The organism is Serratia sp. 2C06 (assembly GCF_050037615.1).
GTDB lineage: Bacteria > Pseudomonadota > Gammaproteobacteria > Enterobacterales > Enterobacteriaceae > Serratia > Serratia ureilytica.
This window is the reverse complement of sequence record NZ_CP188299.1, coordinates 236764-256189: the sequence shown is the minus strand read 5'-3', so window position 1 is coordinate 256189 and position 19426 is coordinate 236764. Positions and strand designations below refer to the sequence as shown.

The 19426-nt window shown below is 63.5% G+C and carries 19 protein-coding genes; 16 read left to right on the top strand and 3 right to left on the bottom strand.

The window, feature by feature from the left end; all coding sequences use genetic code 11:
* Positions 1-121 precede the first annotated feature (121 nt).
* Positions 122-274 (top strand): Hok/Gef family protein, encoded by a 153-nt coding sequence (locus ACP3TA_RS01665; protein ID WP_004937610.1) that lies wholly within the window; start codon positions 122-124, stop codon positions 272-274.
* 110 nt (positions 275-384) lie between these two features.
* On the opposite strand, the gene ACP3TA_RS01660 is transcribed toward ACP3TA_RS01665, so the two are convergent.
* Entirely contained in the window at positions 385-1626 is a 1242-nt protein-coding gene (locus ACP3TA_RS01660) for an MFS transporter (protein WP_042785348.1), read from the bottom strand.
* A gap of 397 nt (positions 1627-2023) precedes the next feature.
* Between ACP3TA_RS01660 and ACP3TA_RS01655 the strand changes: the two genes are divergently transcribed.
* The 14 genes from ACP3TA_RS01655 to ACP3TA_RS01590 all read left to right on the top strand — a co-directional run bounded on the left by ACP3TA_RS01655 (position 2024) and on the right by ACP3TA_RS01590 (position 14993).
* Positions 2024-2341: a non-heme iron oxygenase ferredoxin subunit gene (locus ACP3TA_RS01655; RefSeq protein WP_004937614.1), complete on the top strand. Its 318-nt coding sequence runs from the start codon at positions 2024-2026 to the stop codon at positions 2339-2341.
* Positions 2342-2343: 2 nt separating this feature from the next.
* A complete protein-coding gene (locus tag ACP3TA_RS01650) occupies positions 2344-2652 on the top strand; it encodes a recombinase-like helix-turn-helix domain-containing protein (protein WP_019456046.1) in 309 nt (102 codons plus the stop codon).
* A 20-nt stretch (positions 2653-2672) separates the two neighbouring features.
* On the top strand, positions 2673-3716 hold the full coding sequence (locus ACP3TA_RS01645; RefSeq protein ID WP_033652735.1) for an aromatic ring-hydroxylating oxygenase subunit alpha: 1044 nt from the start codon (positions 2673-2675) through the stop codon (positions 3714-3716).
* Positions 3713-4468, top strand: a complete 756-nt coding sequence (locus ACP3TA_RS01640; protein ID WP_033644716.1) for an SDR family oxidoreductase — start codon at positions 3713-3715, stop codon at positions 4466-4468. The genes ACP3TA_RS01645 and ACP3TA_RS01640 overlap by 4 nt, the downstream gene beginning before the upstream one ends.
* A 36-nt stretch (positions 4469-4504) precedes the next feature.
* A complete protein-coding gene (locus tag ACP3TA_RS01635; RefSeq protein WP_004937625.1) occupies positions 4505-5299 on the top strand; it encodes an IclR family transcriptional regulator in 795 nt (264 codons plus the stop codon).
* Positions 5300-5408: 109 nt separating this feature from the next.
* The gene (locus ACP3TA_RS01630) at positions 5409-6350 is read left to right on the top strand and encodes a VOC family protein (RefSeq protein WP_047573726.1); all 942 of its coding nucleotides are present in this window, start codon (positions 5409-5411) and stop codon (positions 6348-6350) included.
* Positions 6347-7558 (top strand): NAD(P)/FAD-dependent oxidoreductase, encoded by a 1212-nt coding sequence (locus ACP3TA_RS01625; protein ID WP_241439494.1) that lies wholly within the window; start codon positions 6347-6349, stop codon positions 7556-7558. Before ACP3TA_RS01630 ends, ACP3TA_RS01625 begins: the two co-directional genes overlap by 4 nt.
* Positions 7559-7581: 23 nt before the next feature.
* Positions 7582-8838: an MFS transporter gene (locus tag ACP3TA_RS01620; RefSeq protein WP_426784485.1), complete on the top strand. Its 1257-nt coding sequence runs from the start codon at positions 7582-7584 to the stop codon at positions 8836-8838.
* 32 nt (positions 8839-8870) lie between these two features.
* Entirely contained in the window at positions 8871-9395 is a 525-nt protein-coding gene (locus ACP3TA_RS01615; protein WP_004937634.1) for a cupin domain-containing protein, read from the top strand.
* Positions 9395-10213: an alpha/beta fold hydrolase gene (locus ACP3TA_RS01610; RefSeq protein ID WP_033644720.1), complete on the top strand. Its 819-nt coding sequence runs from the start codon at positions 9395-9397 to the stop codon at positions 10211-10213. The genes ACP3TA_RS01615 and ACP3TA_RS01610 overlap by 1 nt, the downstream gene beginning before the upstream one ends.
* Complete coding sequence (locus ACP3TA_RS01605) at positions 10210-11004, top strand: SDR family oxidoreductase (RefSeq protein ID WP_033644722.1); 795 nt, start codon at positions 10210-10212, stop codon at positions 11002-11004. Before ACP3TA_RS01610 ends, ACP3TA_RS01605 begins: the two co-directional genes overlap by 4 nt.
* A gap of 15 nt (positions 11005-11019) precedes the next feature.
* Positions 11020-11814: an aspartate dehydrogenase gene (locus tag ACP3TA_RS01600; RefSeq protein ID WP_033644723.1), complete on the top strand. Its 795-nt coding sequence runs from the start codon at positions 11020-11022 to the stop codon at positions 11812-11814.
* A gap of 16 nt (positions 11815-11830) precedes the next feature.
* Positions 11831-13300: an aldehyde dehydrogenase gene (locus tag ACP3TA_RS01595; protein WP_033644724.1), complete on the top strand. Its 1470-nt coding sequence runs from the start codon at positions 11831-11833 to the stop codon at positions 13298-13300.
* Between the two features lie 52 nt (positions 13301-13352).
* Positions 13353-14993: a thiamine pyrophosphate-binding protein gene (locus tag ACP3TA_RS01590; protein WP_033644932.1), complete on the top strand. Its 1641-nt coding sequence runs from the start codon at positions 13353-13355 to the stop codon at positions 14991-14993.
* 41 nt (positions 14994-15034) lie between these two features.
* Here ACP3TA_RS01590 and ACP3TA_RS01585 read toward each other — a convergent pair whose 3' ends face one another.
* The gene (locus ACP3TA_RS01585; RefSeq protein WP_033654702.1) at positions 15035-15787 is read right to left on the bottom strand and encodes a M48 family metallopeptidase; all 753 of its coding nucleotides are present in this window, start codon (positions 15785-15787) and stop codon (positions 15035-15037) included.
* Between the two features lie 238 nt (positions 15788-16025).
* On the opposite strand from ACP3TA_RS01585, the gene tkt reads away from it, so the two are divergent.
* Complete coding sequence (gene tkt / locus ACP3TA_RS01580; RefSeq protein ID WP_033632127.1) at positions 16026-18020, top strand: transketolase; 1995 nt, start codon at positions 16026-16028, stop codon at positions 18018-18020.
* Between the two features lie 69 nt (positions 18021-18089).
* Here tkt and brnQ read toward each other — a convergent pair whose 3' ends face one another.
* Positions 18090-19412 carry a branched-chain amino acid transport system II carrier protein gene (gene brnQ, locus ACP3TA_RS01575; protein ID WP_046687774.1) on the bottom strand — a complete coding sequence of 441 codons (1323 nt, stop codon included), beginning with the start codon at positions 19410-19412 and terminating at the stop codon, positions 18090-18092.
* Between the last annotated feature and the right edge of the window lie 14 nt (positions 19413-19426).

Sequence of the window (19426 nt, the reverse complement as noted above, 5' to 3'; positions counted from 1 at the left end):
CTGCGTGAAAGGTACAAAGAGAAAAGCCCCGAGTCGATATTCATCAACCCGAGGCCTACTCTAACGCCAGCAACGTTAAGTTAGCCTCTTACCCGCCGCGAGGCAAGGAGAAGAAGGCATGATGCCGAACAAACGGAGCCTGTTAAAACTGGTGGTTATTTGTGCCACGGTAATATCACTGGCATGGATAACCCGTAGCACGCTGTGCGAGCTGCGGATCCGATCGGGCACTACGGAGGTTGCGGCCATTTTGGCTTACGAATCCGAACGGTAAGGCAACCCGGCGACGGGGGATGTCTCCCGTCTGCTGGTTGTTGGCGTCCAGATCCATGAGCACCCTCTCAAGGCCGTTGGCTTTCTCTGCCGCAACGGTGCGGGAACAGGCTATGCCCGCTTCACCTGGCGCGCCAGCAACATGCGGCCAAACAGTGCGCCGCCCGCCAGCAGCGTCAGCAGCTGCGAGGCGATCAGTACCGCAAAGCCCGAGGATACCTTGCCCTGGCTGGCCATCACCATGCCCATCGCCATCGGCACGAACGCCGAGAACAGATTGCCGATGCCGTTGATCAGCCCATAGGCGCTGCCGACCGCCTCCGGCCGCGCATAATGCTGCAGCAGCGTGGGGATCGCCGCGCCCTGCGCGCCCCAACAGGCGTTGGCCGCCAGCAGGAAGAAGGCGATCCAGCCAAGCTGATGGCTGTTCATTACGCCATAGATGCACAGCGCGGTCGCCGCGCCGCCAAAGACGAAGATCAGCGGCGCCTGATAGGGGCGGATACGATCGAGCAGCACGCCGCCGAGGTATTTTGAGGCGATGCTGACGATGAAAGGCAGTGCGGCCATCCACCCCATCTGCTTGATGGAGAATCCTTTTTCATCGGTCAGGTAGGCCGGCAGCCAGGCGCTGGACCCCCACAGATAGCTGAGCGTGGCGATCTCGATCAGCAGGATCCAACCGAGCATCGGCGTGCGCCAGGCCAGCGCGAAGGTGTGCCAGACGCGGCTCAACACCGGCTGAGGATCGGCGGGGCGTGAAGATGAGGGTAAGGCGAGCGGATGAACGAACAGCCGCACCAGCGCCAGGCCCAACAGCAGGTTGAGCAACGCCAGCAGGTGAAACGACATCGCCCACCCGAAGTGCGCCATCAGAAAACTCACCAGCGGAAAGCCGATCACCAGCCCCAACGAGACGCCCAGCGCGCTGACCGCGTTGGGTTTGCCGCGTTCGTCGGCGGCGAAATGATCGCTGATGTACATGGTCTTCAGCGAGAACAGCGGTCCTTCGCTGACGCCAAGCAGCGCGCGCACCGCGCACAGCAACAGCAGCGATCCCGCCAGCGGCGACGCGGCGGTGAGCAGCGCCCACAGCACGACGCTCAGCGTCAGCGCGCGGCGGTAACCCATCAGCGTTTCCAGAAACGGCGTCAGCAACATGGCGGACAGGCCGTAACCGAGTAAAAACACCGTCATCAGCGTGCCCTGATGGGCGCGGTCACCGCCGAGTTGAAAGTGTTGCAGGAAGTCGGGATTGACCAACATCACGGCGATATTAACCCGATCCGCATAGGCGATAACGATCAGAAACAACAGGGCAATCACCCCAAACCAGCGTTGACGTTGTTGCACGGCGCGTTCCTCAGTGCGAGCGGTTGACGAATTCAGGCAGCAGTAAACTCACCTGCGGATGCCATTACGCGCAAACGCGGGGATGAGGCCGATTTATGTAAATTTATTGTTATAAAATTGGGTGTAAAAGACAGCGAGAGCACTCTTTTACGCGCAATGCGTCGTCGGAATCAACGCAATTTTTGCCATAAATTAGCTGAAGAGCGCACAACTGACATAGGTTTTTCATATCGGTGCATTATTTCGTGATCCTTCCCGCATTTGTCATTTTTAAACAACCTTTCATTAACATTTGCCGCGCCACTCGCTTGACGAAAGTTTCGCCAGACTTATAGTGACTGTATTAAATAAGAAACTGAGTTTCATATATGAAACAATCAGATAGAGGATAAAAGCAATGAGCTGGAAGAATGTGTGCGAAGTGTCTCAGGTGAAAGAAGATTTTCCTTTCTCCGGCAAAGTGGAAGGCAAAGAGATCGGGGTTTACCTGCTCGACGGTAACTACTATGCGCTGGAAGACGTCTGTCCGCATGCTTACGCCTTGCTCAGCCAGGGGTTTGTAGACGACGGCAAGGTTGAGTGCCCACTGCACGAAGCGCTGTTTGACGTGCGCACCGGCCAGTGCCTGCGTGAGCCGGGCGGCCGCGATCTGCAAACCTATCCCACCCGGGTGGTCGACAACCAAATCCAGATCACCTTTATCGCGGAGGAGTAATCATGCAGCACATCACCGATTTCAATCCCTGGCTGCCGGACACCCAACAGGTGACGCCGGCCCGCGAAGGCGGCAACGGTCAAATCCATCAGCCGGGCCAGTTCCGCAACGTTGTGTGGCAAAACCGTGCCCGGGTGCCGGACGGTTTCGAAACCGCGCTGGTGGCGGCGCTGGAAACGATTTTCGATCAGGGCGCGGAAGAGCTGGAACAGATCGTCAGCGCGTTGAATCAGCGCCGCCTGTTCGATCGCAGCGGCCAGCCGTGGAATGAGGCGACGTTCCGCGAATTCCTTCACGTTAACGGTTTCTGATCGACACCCGGGAGAAGACAATGACAGCAAACACAACATCCTCCGAACAGAGCTTGCAGGACTATCTTGACCAGGGGCTGCGCGGCATGTGGTATCCGGTGCTGGCCAGTTGGGAAGTAGGCAACAACCCGGTCGGCATCACCCGCCTTGAGCAACAAATCGTGGTGTGGCGCGACGGTGAAGGCCAGATACACGCGTTGGAAGATCGCTGCCCGCACCGCGGCGCGCGGCTTTCCATGGGGTGGAACCTCGGCGATCGCATCGCCTGTTGGTATCACGGGGTGGAAGTCGGCGGCGACGGGACGGTGAAAGACGTGCCGGCGGTGGATCGCTGCCCGCTGGTGGGGCAAAAATGCCTGCGCGCTTACCCGGCCAAAGAAGCCTACGGCGCGGTGTTCCTCTATTTTGGCGTGACGGCGGATGAAGCGCCGGCGGAGCTGACTTTCCCGCAAGAGCTGGCGGACGAAGCGTCGTACAGCCACTTCTTGTGTACCGCCAGTTGGAACTGCAACTACCAATACGCCCTGGAAAACGTGATGGATCCGATGCACGGCACCTACCTGCACTCTTCCTCGCACTCGATGGCGGAAGGGGATCGCAAGGCGGACATGGGGCTGGAGCCGACCGATAGCGGGTTTATCTTCAAGAAAAACGGCCAGATCGGCGTCAACTTCGACTGGGTGGAGTTCGGCAACAGCGGCGCGTATTGGATGCGTCTGTCGATCCCGTACAAGAAACGTTTCGGGCCGGGCGGCCACTTCTGGATCATCGGTATGGTGGTGCCGGAAGACAAGGATCACTGCCGGGTATTCTTCTGGCGCATCCGTAAGGTCAAAGACTGGCAGCGCGACATGTGGCGCTTCATGTATCGCAATCGCCTGGAATCATTGCATTGGGACGTCCTCGAGCAGGATCGCATCGTGCTTGAAAACATGGCGCCTAATGCCCGTGGCCGCGAATACCTGTACCAGCACGACGTCGGTCTGTCGCGCCTGCGCCGCCTGATGCAGAAAGAGGCGCAGAAACAGCTGGCGACGCTGCGCGAGCGGGAGGCGGCGCAGTGAACGGCCTGCTGAACGGCAAGCGCATCGTGGTCACCGGCGCGGCGCGCGGTCTGGGCTACAGCTTCGCCGCCGCCATTGCCGCTGCCGGCGCGCAGGTGGTGATGTGCGACATTTTGGCGGATGAGCTGGCGGCGAGCGGCGCCGCGTTGCGCGAGCAGGGCGCTCAGGTGGAAACGCAAATCATCGATCTGGCCTCACCGGATTCGATCCGTTCGGCGTTCGAGAAGATCGCCACAGGCGGCGGGATCGACGGGCTGGTGAACAACGCGGCGCTGGCGACCGGCGTCGGCGGTAAAACCATGATGGAATACGACATCGATCTGTGGGATCGGGTAATGCAGGTCAACGTGCGCGGCACCTGGTTGGTGAGCCAGGCGGCAGTGCCGCTGCTGGCGCGCAACCCGCACGCCAAGATCGTCAACGTGGCGTCGGACACCGCGCTGTGGGGCGCGCCGCGCCTGATGGCCTATGTCGCCAGCAAAGGCGCGGTGATCGCGATGACGAGATCGATGGCGCGCGAGCTGGGCCCGCAGGGCATCTGCGTCAACGCTATTGCGCCGGGCCTGACGCGGGTGGAAGCCACCGAGTATGTGCCCGCCGAGCGCCATCAGCTGTATGAGCAGGGGCGCGCGCTGGCCGGGGCGCAGCATCCGGACGATGTGAACGGCACGGTGCTTTATCTGCTGTCGCCGCTGGCGGATTTCGTCACCGGCCAACTGCTGCCGGTCAACGGCGGCTTCGTATTCAACTGAGGCCCGCAGGGCTGGCGCACAGCGCAGGAGCGAGAGATGGCGGACGAGCAAGCATGTAAGTATCTGATCCCGGGACTGGATCGCGGGTTGCAGTTGCTGCTGGCGTTTGGCGAGCAGCATAAGGAAATGACCTTTGCCGAGTTGCATCGCCTGGTTGATATGCCGAAGGCCACCGCCTACCGCGTGGTGCAGACGCTCGAGCACCTGGGCTTCCTGGAGCGCAATCCGCGCACCAATACCTTCGCGCTGGGCATCAAGGTGCTGCGTCTCGGCTTTGAATACATCGCGTCGCTGGACGTCGCGCAGGCCGGCCAGCCGGTGATCGAACAGCTGCGCGATCGCAGCCAGTGCAGCAGCCATCTGGCGATCCGCGACGGGCGCGACGTGATCTATATCGCCCGCGTCAGCGCCGCCGGTTCTCAGATCAATCAGGTCAGCGTCGGCACCCGTTTGCCGGTGCACCAAACCTCGCTCGGCCGCATGTTGTTGACCAGCGCCACCCGCAGCGAGTTCGAACAACTCTATCCGGACGCGCAGCTGCCGGGCAACGCGCCGGGCACCCCGGCGGATCGCGAAACGCTGTGGCAGATGGTGCAGCAAGACAAGGCGCGCGGCTATGTAATCGGCGAATCGTTCTTCCGCCACGGCATCTCCTCGATCGTCTACCCGATCTTCAACCGTGAGCAGCGGGTCGAGGCGGTGGTCAGCATCATGGTGCCGTCCGATGAGATCCCGAAAGCGGATCGCGAGCGGCTGCGCATGGAAGTGCGCGATGCGGCGGAGAAAATTTCCGGCTTCCTCGGCGCGCCGCCGCAGGCCAACGTCGGCTAACCGACAGGACCGACTCTTTCACTCAGGCAGGGATAAGGCCCACAGCAAACAGGGGCCGGGGTTCAGTCATGCCTGAAAACCGTATACAGCGAGAACGTGAGGCTGAGCAATGAGCGTAATCGGAATCGAAAAACTGGAGTTTGGCGTCGAAGATCTGCCAACCTGCGAAAAATTCATGCATGACTTTGGCCTGCAGCCCGCCACGCAACATTGGGGCGAACCGCAGCGCGAATTCACTACCCTGAGCGGGGCGCGGGTCGTTCTGCACCCGTTGCAAAGCGCGGCGCTGCCTGCGGCGTTTGAAGGCGGTTCCACCCTGCGCCGCATGACCTGGGGCGTGGCATCGCCCGCGGATCTGGCGCGTCTGCAGCCGCGTTTGGCGTTGATGCCCGGCTTTCGTCAGGTGGGGGAAGAGCTGGAATGCCGCGATCCCAACGGCATGACGCTGCGCTTCGTCGTCAGCCGCCAGCAGGCGGTCGAAGTGCCGGTCACGCCGATCAACCAATGGGGCGACGTGCGCCGCATCGATCAACCCAGCCCGGTCTACTCGCAGGCGCAGCCGATCAATATCGGCCACGTGGTGTTCTTCGTTGACGATCTGGCGGCGACCGAGCGTTTCTACCGCGAGCTGTTGGATTTCCAGGTTTCCGATCGCTATATCGATCGCGCCGTCTTCCTGCGTACCCAGGCGCGCGGCGGCCACCATAACCTGTTCCTGCTGAAGCTGCCGAACCGCCCACGGGGCCTGAACCACGTGGCGTTCACCGTGCGCGATATCCACGAAGTGATCGGCGGCGGCATCGCCATGAACAAAGAGCAGTGGAGCACCTTCATCGGCCCTGGCCGCCACCCGATTTCCTCGGCGTATTTCTGGTACGTCAACAGCCCGACCGGCGGCGCGTTCGAGTACTACACCAACGACGATTATCTGACGGAAAACTGGCAGCCGCGCGAGCTGGAACATTCGCTGGTCTCCTTCACCGAATGGGCGGTAGAAGGCGGCATCGATCACGATACGCGCCGCCAGCATAAAAAGGCGCAAGCGTTATGAACCGGCCGGAACAGGCGGGCATTGTCATCGTCGGCGGCGGCCAGGCCGGCGGTTGGGCGGCCAAGACGCTGCGTGACCGGGGTTACAGCGGCCGGCTGACGGTGATAAGCGACGAACCCTACGATTTTTACGAGCGGCCGCCGCTGTCGAAAGCGGCGCTGCTGGATGCCGCTGCTCCCCTGAGCCGGCTGTTCAGCGAACAGGCGGTGGCGGAGCTGAACATCGACTGGCGTCGCCCGCTGCGCGCCGAGTCTATCGACGCCGAACAGCAAATCGTCACGCTCAGCGACGGGCGACGGCTGCAGTTCGAGCAGTTGCTGATCGCCACCGGCGGGCGGCCGCGTTTGCCGGGCGCCGCCTGGGCGCAGCACCCGCGCGTGATGACGCTGCGTTCCTGGGATGATGCGGCCCGGTTGCGGCAGGGCCTGCAGAGTTGCCGTCGCCTGGCGATCGTCGGCGGCGGTTGGATCGGGCTGGAGATCGCCGCTTCTGCGCGCCGTCTCGGCGTTGAGGTGACGGTGTTTGAGCGCCAGCCTGCGCTGTGCATGCGCAGCGTCGGCGCCGATGTCTCACAGGCGTTGCTCGAACTGCATCGCCGGCAGGGCGTGACGGTGTTGTGCGGCTGCGGCGAGATCTCGCTGGAAGATCGCGACGGCGCCGCCTGGATCGGCAGCGAAGTCAGCGATCCGCAGGCCTTCGATCTGGTGGTGGTGGGGATCGGCGTCGAGCTGAATCTCGAACTGGCGCGCAGCGCCGGGCTGGCTATCGAGTCCGGCATCGTGGTCGACGGCCAGGGGCGCACCAGCCATCCGGCGATCTTCGCCGCCGGCGATGTGGCGCGCCACCCGAAGCTTGGCCTGTGCCTGCAGTCCTGGGCCTACGCGCAAAATCAGGCCATCAGCACCGCCTGCGCAATGCTCGACGCCTTCGCCGCTCCGTATGACGACGTGGCCTGGCTTTGGTCGGATCAATACGACGTCAATATCCAGATCCTCGGCGTGCCGAGCGGCGGCGTGCACCATGTGGTGCGCCGCACGCCGCAGTCGCAGGTGTTCTTCACGCTGAACGCCGATCGGCAGCTGGTGCAGATGGTGGCGTTCAGCGACGCGCGCACCATCAAGCTCGGCAAGCGTTGGCTGGCGAGCGGCCGGGTGCTGGATCCGCAGCAACTGACGGATGCGGAGTTTTCTTTGATGGCGTTGAAATAACGCCCGAACCTCGGGAGCGTTTTATGACTACGCAAGACATTGACGCCCGCGCTGGACGGGCGGGGGAAACCGTTGCCGAAAATCCGCAGCAGCGGGTGCGCTGGTCGGTGCCGATCGCGCTGTTCGCCTGCGTGCTGCTGGCGTTTTTCGACAAGATCAGCATCGCGGCGCTGTTTTCCGACGCCGAGTTTCAGCAGGCGCTGGGCATCGGTTTTGACCCGGCGCGGCTGGGGTTGCTGATGAGCGCGTTTCTGTTCTCCTACGGCATCTCCTCGATGCTGCTCAGCGGCATCGGCGATCGGCTTAATCCGGTCAAAGTATTGATTGGCATGATGGTGGTATGGGGCGTGCTGATGGTGTTGATGGGGCTGGTGCGCTCCTATCACGCCATGATGACGCTGCGCATTCTGCTCGGCATCGCCGAAGGGCCGCTGCTGCCGATGGCCTACGCCATTATTCGTCAGGCCTTCCCGCCGCAGCTGCAGGCGCGCGCCACCATGCTGTGGCTGCTCGGCACGCCGCTCGGGGCCGCGCTCGGCTTCCCGGTCACCCTGTACATCCTCAATACCTTCGACTGGCAGGCCACCTTCTTCTTTATGACGTTTCTGACACTGCCGGTGATGTTGCTGGTGCTGTTCGGCATGCGCCACCTGAACGTGTCGCGTCCGGCGGCGTCGGCCAAGCCGGCGGTGTCCGAACGCCAACAGCATCGCCGCGAGCTGTTGCGCAGCCCGCATTTCTGGATGATTTGCCTGTTCAATATCGCCTTCCTGACCTACCTGTGGGGCATGAACGGCTGGTTGCCGAGCTATCTGATCAAGGGCAAAGGCATTCATCTGGAACATGCCGGTTACCTCTCTTCGCTGCCGTTCATCGCCATGCTGCTCGGTGAAGTGCTGGGCGCCTGGCTGTCGGACAAGCTGGATCGGCGTGCGCTGGCCTGCTTCCTGTCGCTGTGCGGCGCCGGCCTTGGCCTGGCGGTGGTGCTGCACCTGCAGGGCACTTACAGCGTGATCGCCGCCATGGCTTTCAGCACCTTTATGTGGGGCGCCGGCGCGCCGAATATTTTCGCGCTGTTGGCGAAGGCGACCAGCAGCAAGGTCAGCGCCACCGCCGGCGGCATTTTCAATGGACTGGGCAATTTTGCCGGCGCGCTGGCGCCGGTGCTGATGGGGGCGTTGATCGCCGCCACCGGCAATATGGATAACGGCCTGCTGTTCCTGGTGGTGATGGCGTTCGTCGGCTGCCTCATTCTGCTGCCGTTGCTGAGAAAGTACTGATTAATCAATCTTTTCAACAGAGGAGTGACAACATGTCTCAGGTTGAGAACAAAGCCGGCGTCAAGCCGCAGGATCTGTCGATGGAAAACTGGGTGGAGTCGCGCATCGCCCGTTTCGAAGGCCGCAAATACGACTGGAACGCGCTGAAATTCCAGGCCGATTTCGACCCGAAATACCGCCGCGCGCAGATGCGCTACATCGGCACCGGCGCCACCGGCGTGGCCAGCGACGCCAACACCATTCCGGCGGGCAATTTCACCTTCTCCACCATGGTGTTGCCGTCGAAGTGCGAGGGCCCGTTGCACCTGCACGACGACGTGGAAGAAGTGTTCTTCATGCTGAAAGGCAGCATCACGCTGATGATCCAGGATGGCGAAGAGTATTACGAAACCAGGCTGAAAGAGCGCGATTTGATCTCGGTGCCGGCGGGCGTGTATCGCGGCCTGTTCAACCACGGCGAGGAAGAGGCGCTGATGTGCGTGATGCTCGGCACCGCCAAACCGGAGATCCCGACTTATCCGGCGGACCACCCGCTGTCTAAAGTGAAGCGTAACTGATGAGCGGCCTGTCGCAACGCCAACGGGCGCGCTGCGGGGCGTATACCCTGAGCTGGCGCGAGGCCGGGCAGGGGCGGCCGGTGGTGTTGCTGCATGGCATCAGTTCCGGATCCGCCTCGTGGATCAAGCAGTTTAACGACAGCGGCCTGACGGACGGTCATCGTCTGTTGGCGTGGGACGCGCCGGGCTACGGCGGCAGCCTGCCGTTGGCGGATCCGCAGGCTGACGCCGCCGGTTATGCGGCGGCGTTGGCGGCGCTGATTGATGAACTGCAGCTGGCGCAGCCGCTGATCGTCGGCCATTCGCTGGGAGCGCTGATCGGCAGCGCCTACGCCGCCGGCTATCCGGACGGGCTATGTGGGCTGGTGTTGGCGGATCCGGCGCAGGGCTATGCCGCGGCGCCGGAGGAAAAACGCCGACAGGTGTACGGCCAGCGCCAACAGATGATGGAGACGCTGGGGCCGGTGGGCTACGGCGAGCAGCGGGCGGCGGCCTTGCTGCGCGAAGGTGCGGATCCGCAGGATATCGCCTGGGTGCGTAACGGCATGCAGCAGCTCGATCCCGACGGTTTTCTGAGTGCCGCCTGGATGCTGGCCAACGATGATATTGGCCGCTATCTGGCGCGCTATCGCGGCCCGCTGGAAGTGTGGTGCGGTGAACAGGATCGCATTACGCCGCCGGAGAAGGCGGCCGAGCTGGCGCGTGAGCAAGACGCGACGCTGCGCCTGATTGCCGCCGCCGGTCACGCCAGCTACCTCGATGCGCCGGCGTGTTTCAACCGCTATCTGCGGGATTTTACGGGAGCAATCCAACGATGAATTTTCAGCTTGAGGATCGGGTGGCGGTGGTGACCGGCGGCTCATCGGGCATCGGTTTCGAAACCCTGAAACTGCTGCTGGCCGAAGGGGCGAAGGTGGCGTTCTGCGGCCGCGATCCGGACAAACTGGCCGGCGCGGAGGCCAGCCTGCGCGCGGACTTCCCGCAGGCGGAGATCCTGGCGCTGCGCTGCGACGTGCTGGATGCGCAGCAGGTGGCGCAGTTCGCCGCTCAGGTGACGGCGCGTTTCGGCGGCGTGGATCTGCTGATCAACAACGCCGGTCAGGGCTTCGTCGCCCACTTTGACCAGACGCCGCGCGAAGCCTGGCTGCATGAGGCAGAGCTGAAGCTGTTCGGCGTGATCAACCCGGTGCAGGCGTTTTTACCGGCGCTGGAACGATCGGATATCGCGTCTATCACCTGCGTGAACTCGCTGCTGGCGCTGCAGCCGGAAGAACACATGATCGCCACCTCGGCGGCGCGCGCCGCGCTGCTCAATATGACGTTGACGCTGTCGAAAGAGCTGGTGGGCAAAGGCATTCGGGTTAACTCGATCTTGCTGGGGATGGTGGAGTCGGGCCAATGGCGCCGCCGTTTCGACGATCGCAGCGATAAAGATCAAAGCTGGGAGCAGTGGACGGCGGCGATCGCCGAACGCCGCGGCATCCCGATGAAGCGCCTCGGCAAGCCGCAGGAACCGGCGCAGGCGCTGCTGTTCCTCGCTTCGCCGCTGGCTTCCTTTACCACCGGCGCGGCGCTGGACGTTTCCGGCGGCTTTAACCGCCATGTGTAACAGGGGCCGAAAAAGATGAAGAAGATCATGATGATTGGCTATGGCGCGATGGCGAAGGAAGTGATCGCCCGTTTGCCTGAAGGCGTGGAGGTCGGCTGGATCCTGGCGCGCGCAGCTCATCATGCGGCGATCGATGAGGCTTTTGCTGGGCGCGTGCAGGCACTGACCCATCCGGAGCAGTGTTCGCAGCGGCCGGATCTGGTGCTGGAGTGCGCCAGCCAGCAGGCGGTGGCGGAGTTTGGCGAAGCGGTGCTGCAGCGCGGCTGGCCGCTGGCGCTGATCTCGACCGGCGCGCTGGCGGACGCCGCATTGCAACAGCGGTTGCAGCAGGCCTGCCGCAGCCATCACGGGCAACTGATCGTGCTGTCCGGCGCGGTGGCGGGCATGGACGGGCTGGCGTCGGCGCGCGAAGGCGGGCTGGAGAGCGTGACCTATCAGGCCAGCAAAAGTCCGGCCAGCTGGCGCGGCAGCCCGGCGGAACAGCTGATCGATCTCGATGCGGTGAGCGAAGCGCAGGTATTTTTTGAAGGGTCGGCGCGTGAAGCGGCGCGTTTATTCCCGGCCAACGCCAACGTGGCGGCCACCATTGCTCTCAACGGCCTGGGGATGGATGCCACTCGGGTGCGCCTGCAGGTCGATCCCGCCACCCGACGCAATACCCATCGCCTGCAGGTGTGCGGCGACTTTGGCGAGTTTCACATCGAGCTGAGCGGCACCCCGCTGGCGAGCAATCCCAAAACATCAACCCTGGCGGCGCTGAGCGCGGTACAAGCCTGCCGCCGTCTGGTGGACGGCGGTTTTATTGCCTGAACGGCAGGAGCGGAGCATGGAACGATTGAATATTTTTGTCGCCGGGCGCTGGCGTGAAGGGCGCGGCGAAGAGATGGCTTCGGTATTCCCGGCCGACGGCAGCGTCAACGCGCGGCTGCGCGCCGCTAACGTCGAGGATGTCAACGAGGCGGTTGAGGCGGCGGAAAAGGCCTGGCGCGCGCCGGAATGGCGTGGGCTGGTGCCGCACCAACGCGCCTCAATTCTCTACCGCGTGAGCAACCTGATCCTGGCGCAGCAGGAACAGCTGGCTGAGCTGCAGACGCGCGACAACGGCAAGCCGCTGGCGGAGACCCGCGGGCTGGTGGCCAGCGCGGCGGCGACCGCGCGTTACTTCGCCGCCGCTTGCGAAGTGCTGGAGGGCGAGCTGCCGACCCCGCGCAGCGCCGAAGTGATGACGCTCAGCCAATATCAACCGATGGGGGTGATCGCCGCCATTACGCCGTGGAACTCACCGATCGCCAGCGAAATGCAGAAGGTGGCGCCGGCGCTGGCGGCGGGCAACGCGGTGGTGCTCAAACCGGCCGAAGCCACGCCGCTGATGGCGCTGAAGCTGGCCGAGCTGTTCGAACAGGCGGGGCTTCCTGCCGGGCTGCTCAGCGTGCTGCCGGGCAAAGGTTCGGTGATCGGCGAGGCGTTGGCACGCCATCCGTTGGTGAAAAAGATCGCCTTTACCGGCGGAACCAGCACCGGGCGCCATTTGGCGCACATCGCCGCCGACAAGCTGATCCCCACCTCGCTGGAATTGGGGGGCAAATCGCCGACCATCGTGCTGGAGGACGCCGATCTTGAGCAGGCGGCGCGCGGCATCTGCTACGGCATTTTCAGCTCCGCCGGGCAGGCCTGCATCGCCGGCTCGCGGTTGTTCGTGCATCGTTCGCTGTATCAGCCGCTGCTGGCGCGCTTGACCGAACTGACGGCGGGGCTGCGCATCGGCAACCCGCTGGTGCCGGGCGTGCATCTCGGCCCGCTGATCAGCGCCAAACACCGGCAAAGCGTGGCGGACTACGTGGCGCTGGCGCGGCAGGAGGGCGGCCGGGTGGTCATCGGCGGTGAAGCGCCGGCCGATCCGCAACTGGCGAGCGGCAGCTATTACCTGCCGACCATTATTGAAGGTTTAAACAACGACGCCCGCGTCTGCCAGGAGGAGATCTTCGGGCCGGTGCTGGTGGCGCTGCCGTTCGACGACGAGCGACAGCTGATCGAACAGGCCAACGACTCGGTGTACGGCCTGGCGGCCGGCATCTGGAGCCGCGATTTCCCACGGGCGATGGCGCTGGCGGAGCGGCTGGAAACCGGCACCGTCTGGGTCAACACCTACAAAACGTTCTCGATTTCCACGCCGTTCGGCGGTTTCAAGGAAAGCGGGCTGGGCCGCGAAAAGGGCCTGAACGGCATCAAGGCCTACATGCAGCAGAAAAGCGTGTATCTGGCGCTGAGCCATCAGGTGAACCGCTGGAGCGACTAGGCCGACACCTCTACGCATAACCCTAATAACGACTACCCTAAGAAGGCAGATGATGAGCGATAAAATCACGGTTGGCGAGGCGATAGCCCGGACTCTGGAACAGTACGCGGTGTCGGCGATGTACGGCATCATTTCGATTCATAATCTGCCGATCGCCGATGCGGTGGGGCAGCGCGATAAAATTCGTTTCGTGCCGGCGCGCGGCGAAGCGGGCGCGGTCACCATGGCCGATGCGCATGGGCGCTTCTCCGGCCTGGGCGTGGCGTTGACCAGCACCGGCGCCGGCGCGGGCAACGCGGTGGGGGCGATGATTGAAGCGCTTAACGCCAACACGCCGCTGTTGCATATCACCGGCCAGGTAGAAAAAGCCTATCTGGACGCCGACGCCGGGTTTATTCATGAAACCCGGGATCAGCTCGGTTTTCTGCGCGCCTGCTCCAAGCGCGCCTACCGGGTCAATTCGCCGGAACAGGCGGTGGCGGTGATCCAGCGAGCGATCCTGGATGCGCAAACCGTGCCCTGCGGCCCGGTGGCGGTCGAGATCCCGATCGATATCCAAAGCAGCCTGGTTTCCCGCTCGGTGCTGACCGAAGCGTTGGCGCCGGCGCCGCTGCCGAAGGCGGACGATGCGGCGGTGGAGCGGCTGCATCAGCGGCTGAAACAGGCCAAGCGCCCGTTGCTGTGGCTGGGCGGCGGCGCGTTGGCCTGCGGCGATGCGGTGCGCAAGCTGGCGGACGCCGGCGTGGCGGTGATCTCCAGCACCCACGGGCGTGGCATTCTGCCGGACAGCCATCCGCGCAGCCTGCGGGCGTTCCACAACTCGCCGAGCATCGAGGCTATCCTGACGCAGTGCGACCTGACGCTGGTGGCCGGTTCACGGCTGCGCAGTAATGAGACCCGCACCTGGACGCTGCCGCTGCCGCGCCCGCTGGTGCAGATTGATATCGATCCGGCGGCGGCCAACCGCAACTACCTGGCCGATGAGCAGATCAATGGCGACTGTGCGGCGCTGCTGGCCGCGCTGGCGGCGCGGCTGAGCCCCGGCGAGAAGGTCAACGCCGAGTGGGATGTCGAGATCGCGGGGGCGGTGCAGCAGGCGGAGAGCGCGTTGCGTCAGCAGTCCGGTGAATACGCCAAACTCAACGACGCCATCGACGCCGCGCTGCCGCAGGACGGATTGCTGGTGCGCGATATCACCGTATCCGGCAGCGTCTGGGGCAGCCGTTTGTTCCGCGCGATCTCGCCGCTGTGCAACATTCACTCGCTGGCCGGTGCTATCGGCATGGGGCTGCCGATGGCGATCGGCACCGCGATCGCCAACCCGCAGCGCAAGGTGGTGGGGCTGGTGGGCGATGGCGGTTTGGCGCTGGGCCTGGGGGAACTGGCGACCATGGCGCAGGAACAGGTGAACATCACCCTGCTGATCATGAACGACGGCGGCTATGGCGTGATGCGCGGCATTCAGGACAAGTATTTCGCCGGGCGCCAGTATTACAACGAGCTGCATACGCCGGCCTTTACTCAAATAGCCGAAGCGATGGGGCTGAAAGCCTGGAAGGTCGAGGCGGCGGCGCAGTTCAACGGCGTGCTGGCCGAAGCGATCAACTACCCGGGGCCGTCGGTGGTTGAGGTGGACATGAAGCAGGTCGGGCCGCTGACCTTCGCCGGGCCGCCGCAGAAAACCCTGTATTGATACGATAAAAAACGCCCGGCGGTTGCCGGGCGTTCTCGTTGTTACTTCTCTGCCGCGATGCGATCGCGAATGTGCTGCGCGCGCGCTTGGGAAGACGGGTGATCGTCGAACATGCTGCTCTGACGGCCGGCTTCCATTTGGGCCAGTTTTTCGAAGCTGGTGGCCAGGCCGTTCGGATCGATGCCGCGCTTTTTCAGCAGATCGAACGAGTAATCATCCGCTTCGCTTTCCTGCTTCTGCGAGAACTGGGCGCTGACCAGCTTCTCGCCGATGTCCGCCAGCTGCGACTGCGACAGCGAGCCGATAACGCCGCCGGCGGAGGACGCCGCGGTGCGCAGCGCCACGGTGCCGTAAGCCACCTGCATCGCTTTACGGGTGTGGCCCAGCGCCACGTGGCCCATTTCGTGGCCCAGCACGCCTTCCACTTCGTTGTCGTTCATCATGTCCATCAGCCCGCTGTAGACGCGGATACAGCCGTTGGCCATCGCCCAGGCGTTGACGTCTTTGGTCACGTAGACCTTATAGTTGGCCGGGGTGCCGTTGATGTTGTCGCCCAGCGCCGCAGCGATTTTGTTGAGACGCTTGGCATAGGTGCTGTCGGCCGGCGCGATTTGTGCCTTGCTGTCCATCTCGGCGCAGGATTTATCACTCAGGGCCTTAACGTCGTTGTTGCTCAGGGTCGCCGCCTGGAACGCCTGCGCGCCGGACTGCATCAGGGTTTCGGTATTCAGGTTTTGACAGCCGGTTGCCAAGGTGGCAATGCCCAACGCAATCAAAGAGGTACGGATCTTCATAACGCCATCTTCCTGTGAAGGTAACAAGGTAAAAGAGTCATTTTGCTTTGAGGCTATCTTGCCGCAAGAGCCTAGTGTACGCCAGACGGGGCGAGAATAGTGTTATTCCGAAAAAGCGTCCAATCGTGCTAATAAGTGGTGAACTCGCTCTCATTTGGCATTAGGGATTGCCGTTGTGATGTGGAGTCTGAGAAAATAGGGAACTTGACTGCTTTTTTTATCCGACCTGGAGTAAAACATGTCCTCTCGTAAAGAGCTTGCCAACGCCATCCGCGCACTCAGCATGGACGCCGTACAAAAAGCAAATTCCGGCCACCCGGGGGCCCCTATGGGCATGGCGGACATCGCCGAAGTCCTGTGGCGCGACTACCTCAACCACAACCCGACTAACCCGCACTGGGCTGACCGCGACCGTTTCGTGCTCTCCAACGGCCACGGCTCCATGTTGATTTACAGCCTCCTGCACCTCACCGGCTACGACCTGCCGATGCGCGAGCTGGAAAACTTCCGTCAGCTCCATTCCAAAACCCCGGGCCACCCGGAGTACGGTTACACCCCGGGCGTTGAGACCACCACCGGCCCGCTGGGTCAGGGCATCGCCAACGCCGTCGGCTTCGCCATTGCCGAACGCACCCTGGCGGCGCAGTTCAACCGTCCGGGTCACGACATCGTCGACCACCACACCTACGCCTTCATGGGCGACGGCTGCATGATGGAAGGCATCTCGCACGAAGTCTGCTCCCTGGCCGGCACCCTCAAGCTCGGCAAGCTGACCGCCTTCTACGATGACAACGGCATCTCCATCGACGGCCACGTCGACGGCTGGTTCACCGACGACACCGCCCTGCGTTTCGAAGCCTACGGTTGGCACGTGGTGCGCAACGTCGACGGCCACAACCCGGACGCCATCAAGGCCGCGATTGAAGAAGCCCGCAAGGTGACCGACAAGCCATCGCTGCTGATGTGCAAGACCGTTATCGGCTTCGGCTCGCCGAACAAGGCCGGCACCCATGACGTGCACGGCGCCGCGCTGGGCGCCGCCGAAGTGGCCGCCACCCGCGAAGCGCTGGGCTGGAAATACGCCGCCTTTGAAATTCCGCAGGACATCTACGCCCAGTGGGACGCCAAGGAAGCCGGTCAGGCCAAAGAAGCGGCCTGGAACGACAAGTTCGCCGCCTACGCCAGGGCCTTCCCGGAACTGGCCGCCGAGTTCAAGCGCCGCATGAACGGCGAGCTGCCGGCGGACTGGAAAGCGGACGCCAAGGCGTTCGTGGAAAAACTGCAGGCCAACCCGGCCAACATCGCCAGCCGCAAGGCGTCGCAGAACGCGTTGGAAGCGTTCGGCAAGGTGCTGCCGGAGTTCCTGGGCGGCTCCGCCGACCTGGCGCCGAGCAACCTGACCATGTGGTCCGGTTCGAAAGCGCTGAACGTTGACCCGGCGGGCAACTACATTCATTACGGCGTGCGCGAGTTCGGCATGACCGCCATCACCAACGGCATCGCGCTGCACGGCGGCTTCCTGCCGTACTCGGCGACCTTCCTGATGTTCGTGGAATACGCCCGCAACGCGGTGCGCATGGCGGCGCTGATGAAGCTGCGCAACGTGTTCGTCTACACCCACGACTCCATCGGTCTGGGCGAAGACGGCCCGACCCACCAGCCGGTGGAGCAGTTGGCGAGCCTGCGCGTGACCCCGAACATGAGCACCTGGCGTCCGTGTGACCAGGTGGAATCGGCGGTGGCGTGGCAGTACGGCATCGAGCGCAACGACGGCCCGACCACGCTGGTGTTCTCGCGCCAGAACCTGACCCAGCAGCCGCGCACCGCAGAGCAGCTGGCGAACGTGTACCGCGGCGGCTACGTGCTGAAAGACTGCGCGGGCACGCCGGACGTTATCCTGATTGCCACCGGCTCCGAAGTGGGCATCACGGTGGAGGCGGCGGACAAACTGACCGCGGCGGGCCGCAAGGTGCGCGTGGTGTCGATGCCGTCGACCGACGCGTTCGACAAGCAGGATGCGGCGTACCGCGAGTCGGTGCTGCCGGCGGCGGTAACGGCGCGCGTGGCGGTGGAAGCGGGTATCGCGGACTACTGGTACAAGTACGTGGGCCTGAACGGCGCTATCGTGGGCATGACCACCTTCGGTGAGTCGGCGCCGGCGGAGCAGCTGTTCGCCGAGTTCGGCTTCACCGTGGACAACGTGGTGGCCAAGGCGCAGGCGCTGCTGAAGTAAGCCGCCGGGCGCAAGCCGATAAAAAAGCCGGTCATCATGACCGGCTTTTTTTATGGGCGGAAATCGCGATTACGACGCGGCCTTGACGCTTTCGGCGCTGCGCAACCGGTCGTAAGCCGCCGCCAGCAACAGCACCAACAGCGTAGGCTGCAGCCAGACCAGACCCTGCTCGGCCAGCGGCAGCTTATCGAACCAGGCGGGCAGCAGGCCGCTGAAGCTTGAAGCCTTCAGGCCATCGGCCAGGCCGAACACCAGGCTGGTAGCGATCACCGGCGCGAAGACGCGTCTGGCGCTGCGCCAGCGGTTCTGGCTGAAGCTGAGCAACACCAGCGCGATGCAAGGCGGGTAGATCGCCGTCAGTACAGGCAGTGAGACGCGGATCAGATTGGCCAGCCCCATGTTGGAAACCAGCATGGCGAAGAGGGCGAGGATGACCACCAGCGCGCGATAAGAAAGCGGCAGGTAGCGAGAGAAGAAGTCCGCGCAGGCACAGGTCATGCCGACCGCCGTCACCAGGCAAGCGATGAACATCAGCACCGCCATAAAGACGCTGCCCAGATCGCCGAAGGTGTGCTGCACATAGGCGTGCAGGATTGCCGCGCCATCCTGAGCACCGCTGCCGACCAGGCTGCCGCTGCCGGCGCCGAGCTTGAACATGCAGATATAGACCAGCGTCAGGCCGACGCCGGCGATCAGGCTGGCCCACAGGGTGTAGCGCAGCAGCAGGCCGCTGTCGCTGACGCCGCGTGAGCGGGCGGCGGTGACGATAATCGAGCCGAACATCAGCGCCGACAGCGTGTCCATGGTTTGATAACCCTGCACGAAGCCGGTGGAAAACGCCGCTGCCTGATAGCTGCCGACGGCGGAGACCGGCGCACCGGCGGGCCACACCAGGGCGGCGATGCCGAGCGCGGCCAGCGCCAGAATTTTCAGCGGCGCCAGAATATGGCCGACGTTATCGAGCAAGCGGCCGGGATACAGCGACACAACCATCGCCAGGGTAAAGAACAGCAGGCTGTAGATGAACTGCGGCAGGGCGCCGTTGCCGGTGAAGGGCGCGATGCCGAGGGCGAAAGAAACATTGGCGGTTCGCGGGGTGGCGAACAGCGGGCCGAGCGCCAGATAGCAGACGGTCGCCAACAGCAGGCCGGCGGTGCGGCCGATGGGGCCGGTCAGCAGGCTGATGCTGCCGCCGACGCGCGCCAGCGCGATCACGGCGATCACCGGCAGAGCGACGGCGGTCACCATAAACCCGAGTGCGGCCGGCCACAGATGTTCACCGGACTGCAGCCCCACCAGAGGGGGGAAAATGATGTTGCCGGCGCCGACAAACAGGGCGAAGGTCATAAAGCCCAGGGCGATAATGTCTTTCGGGGATAAACTCTTGGTCATAACGGTATGGCACT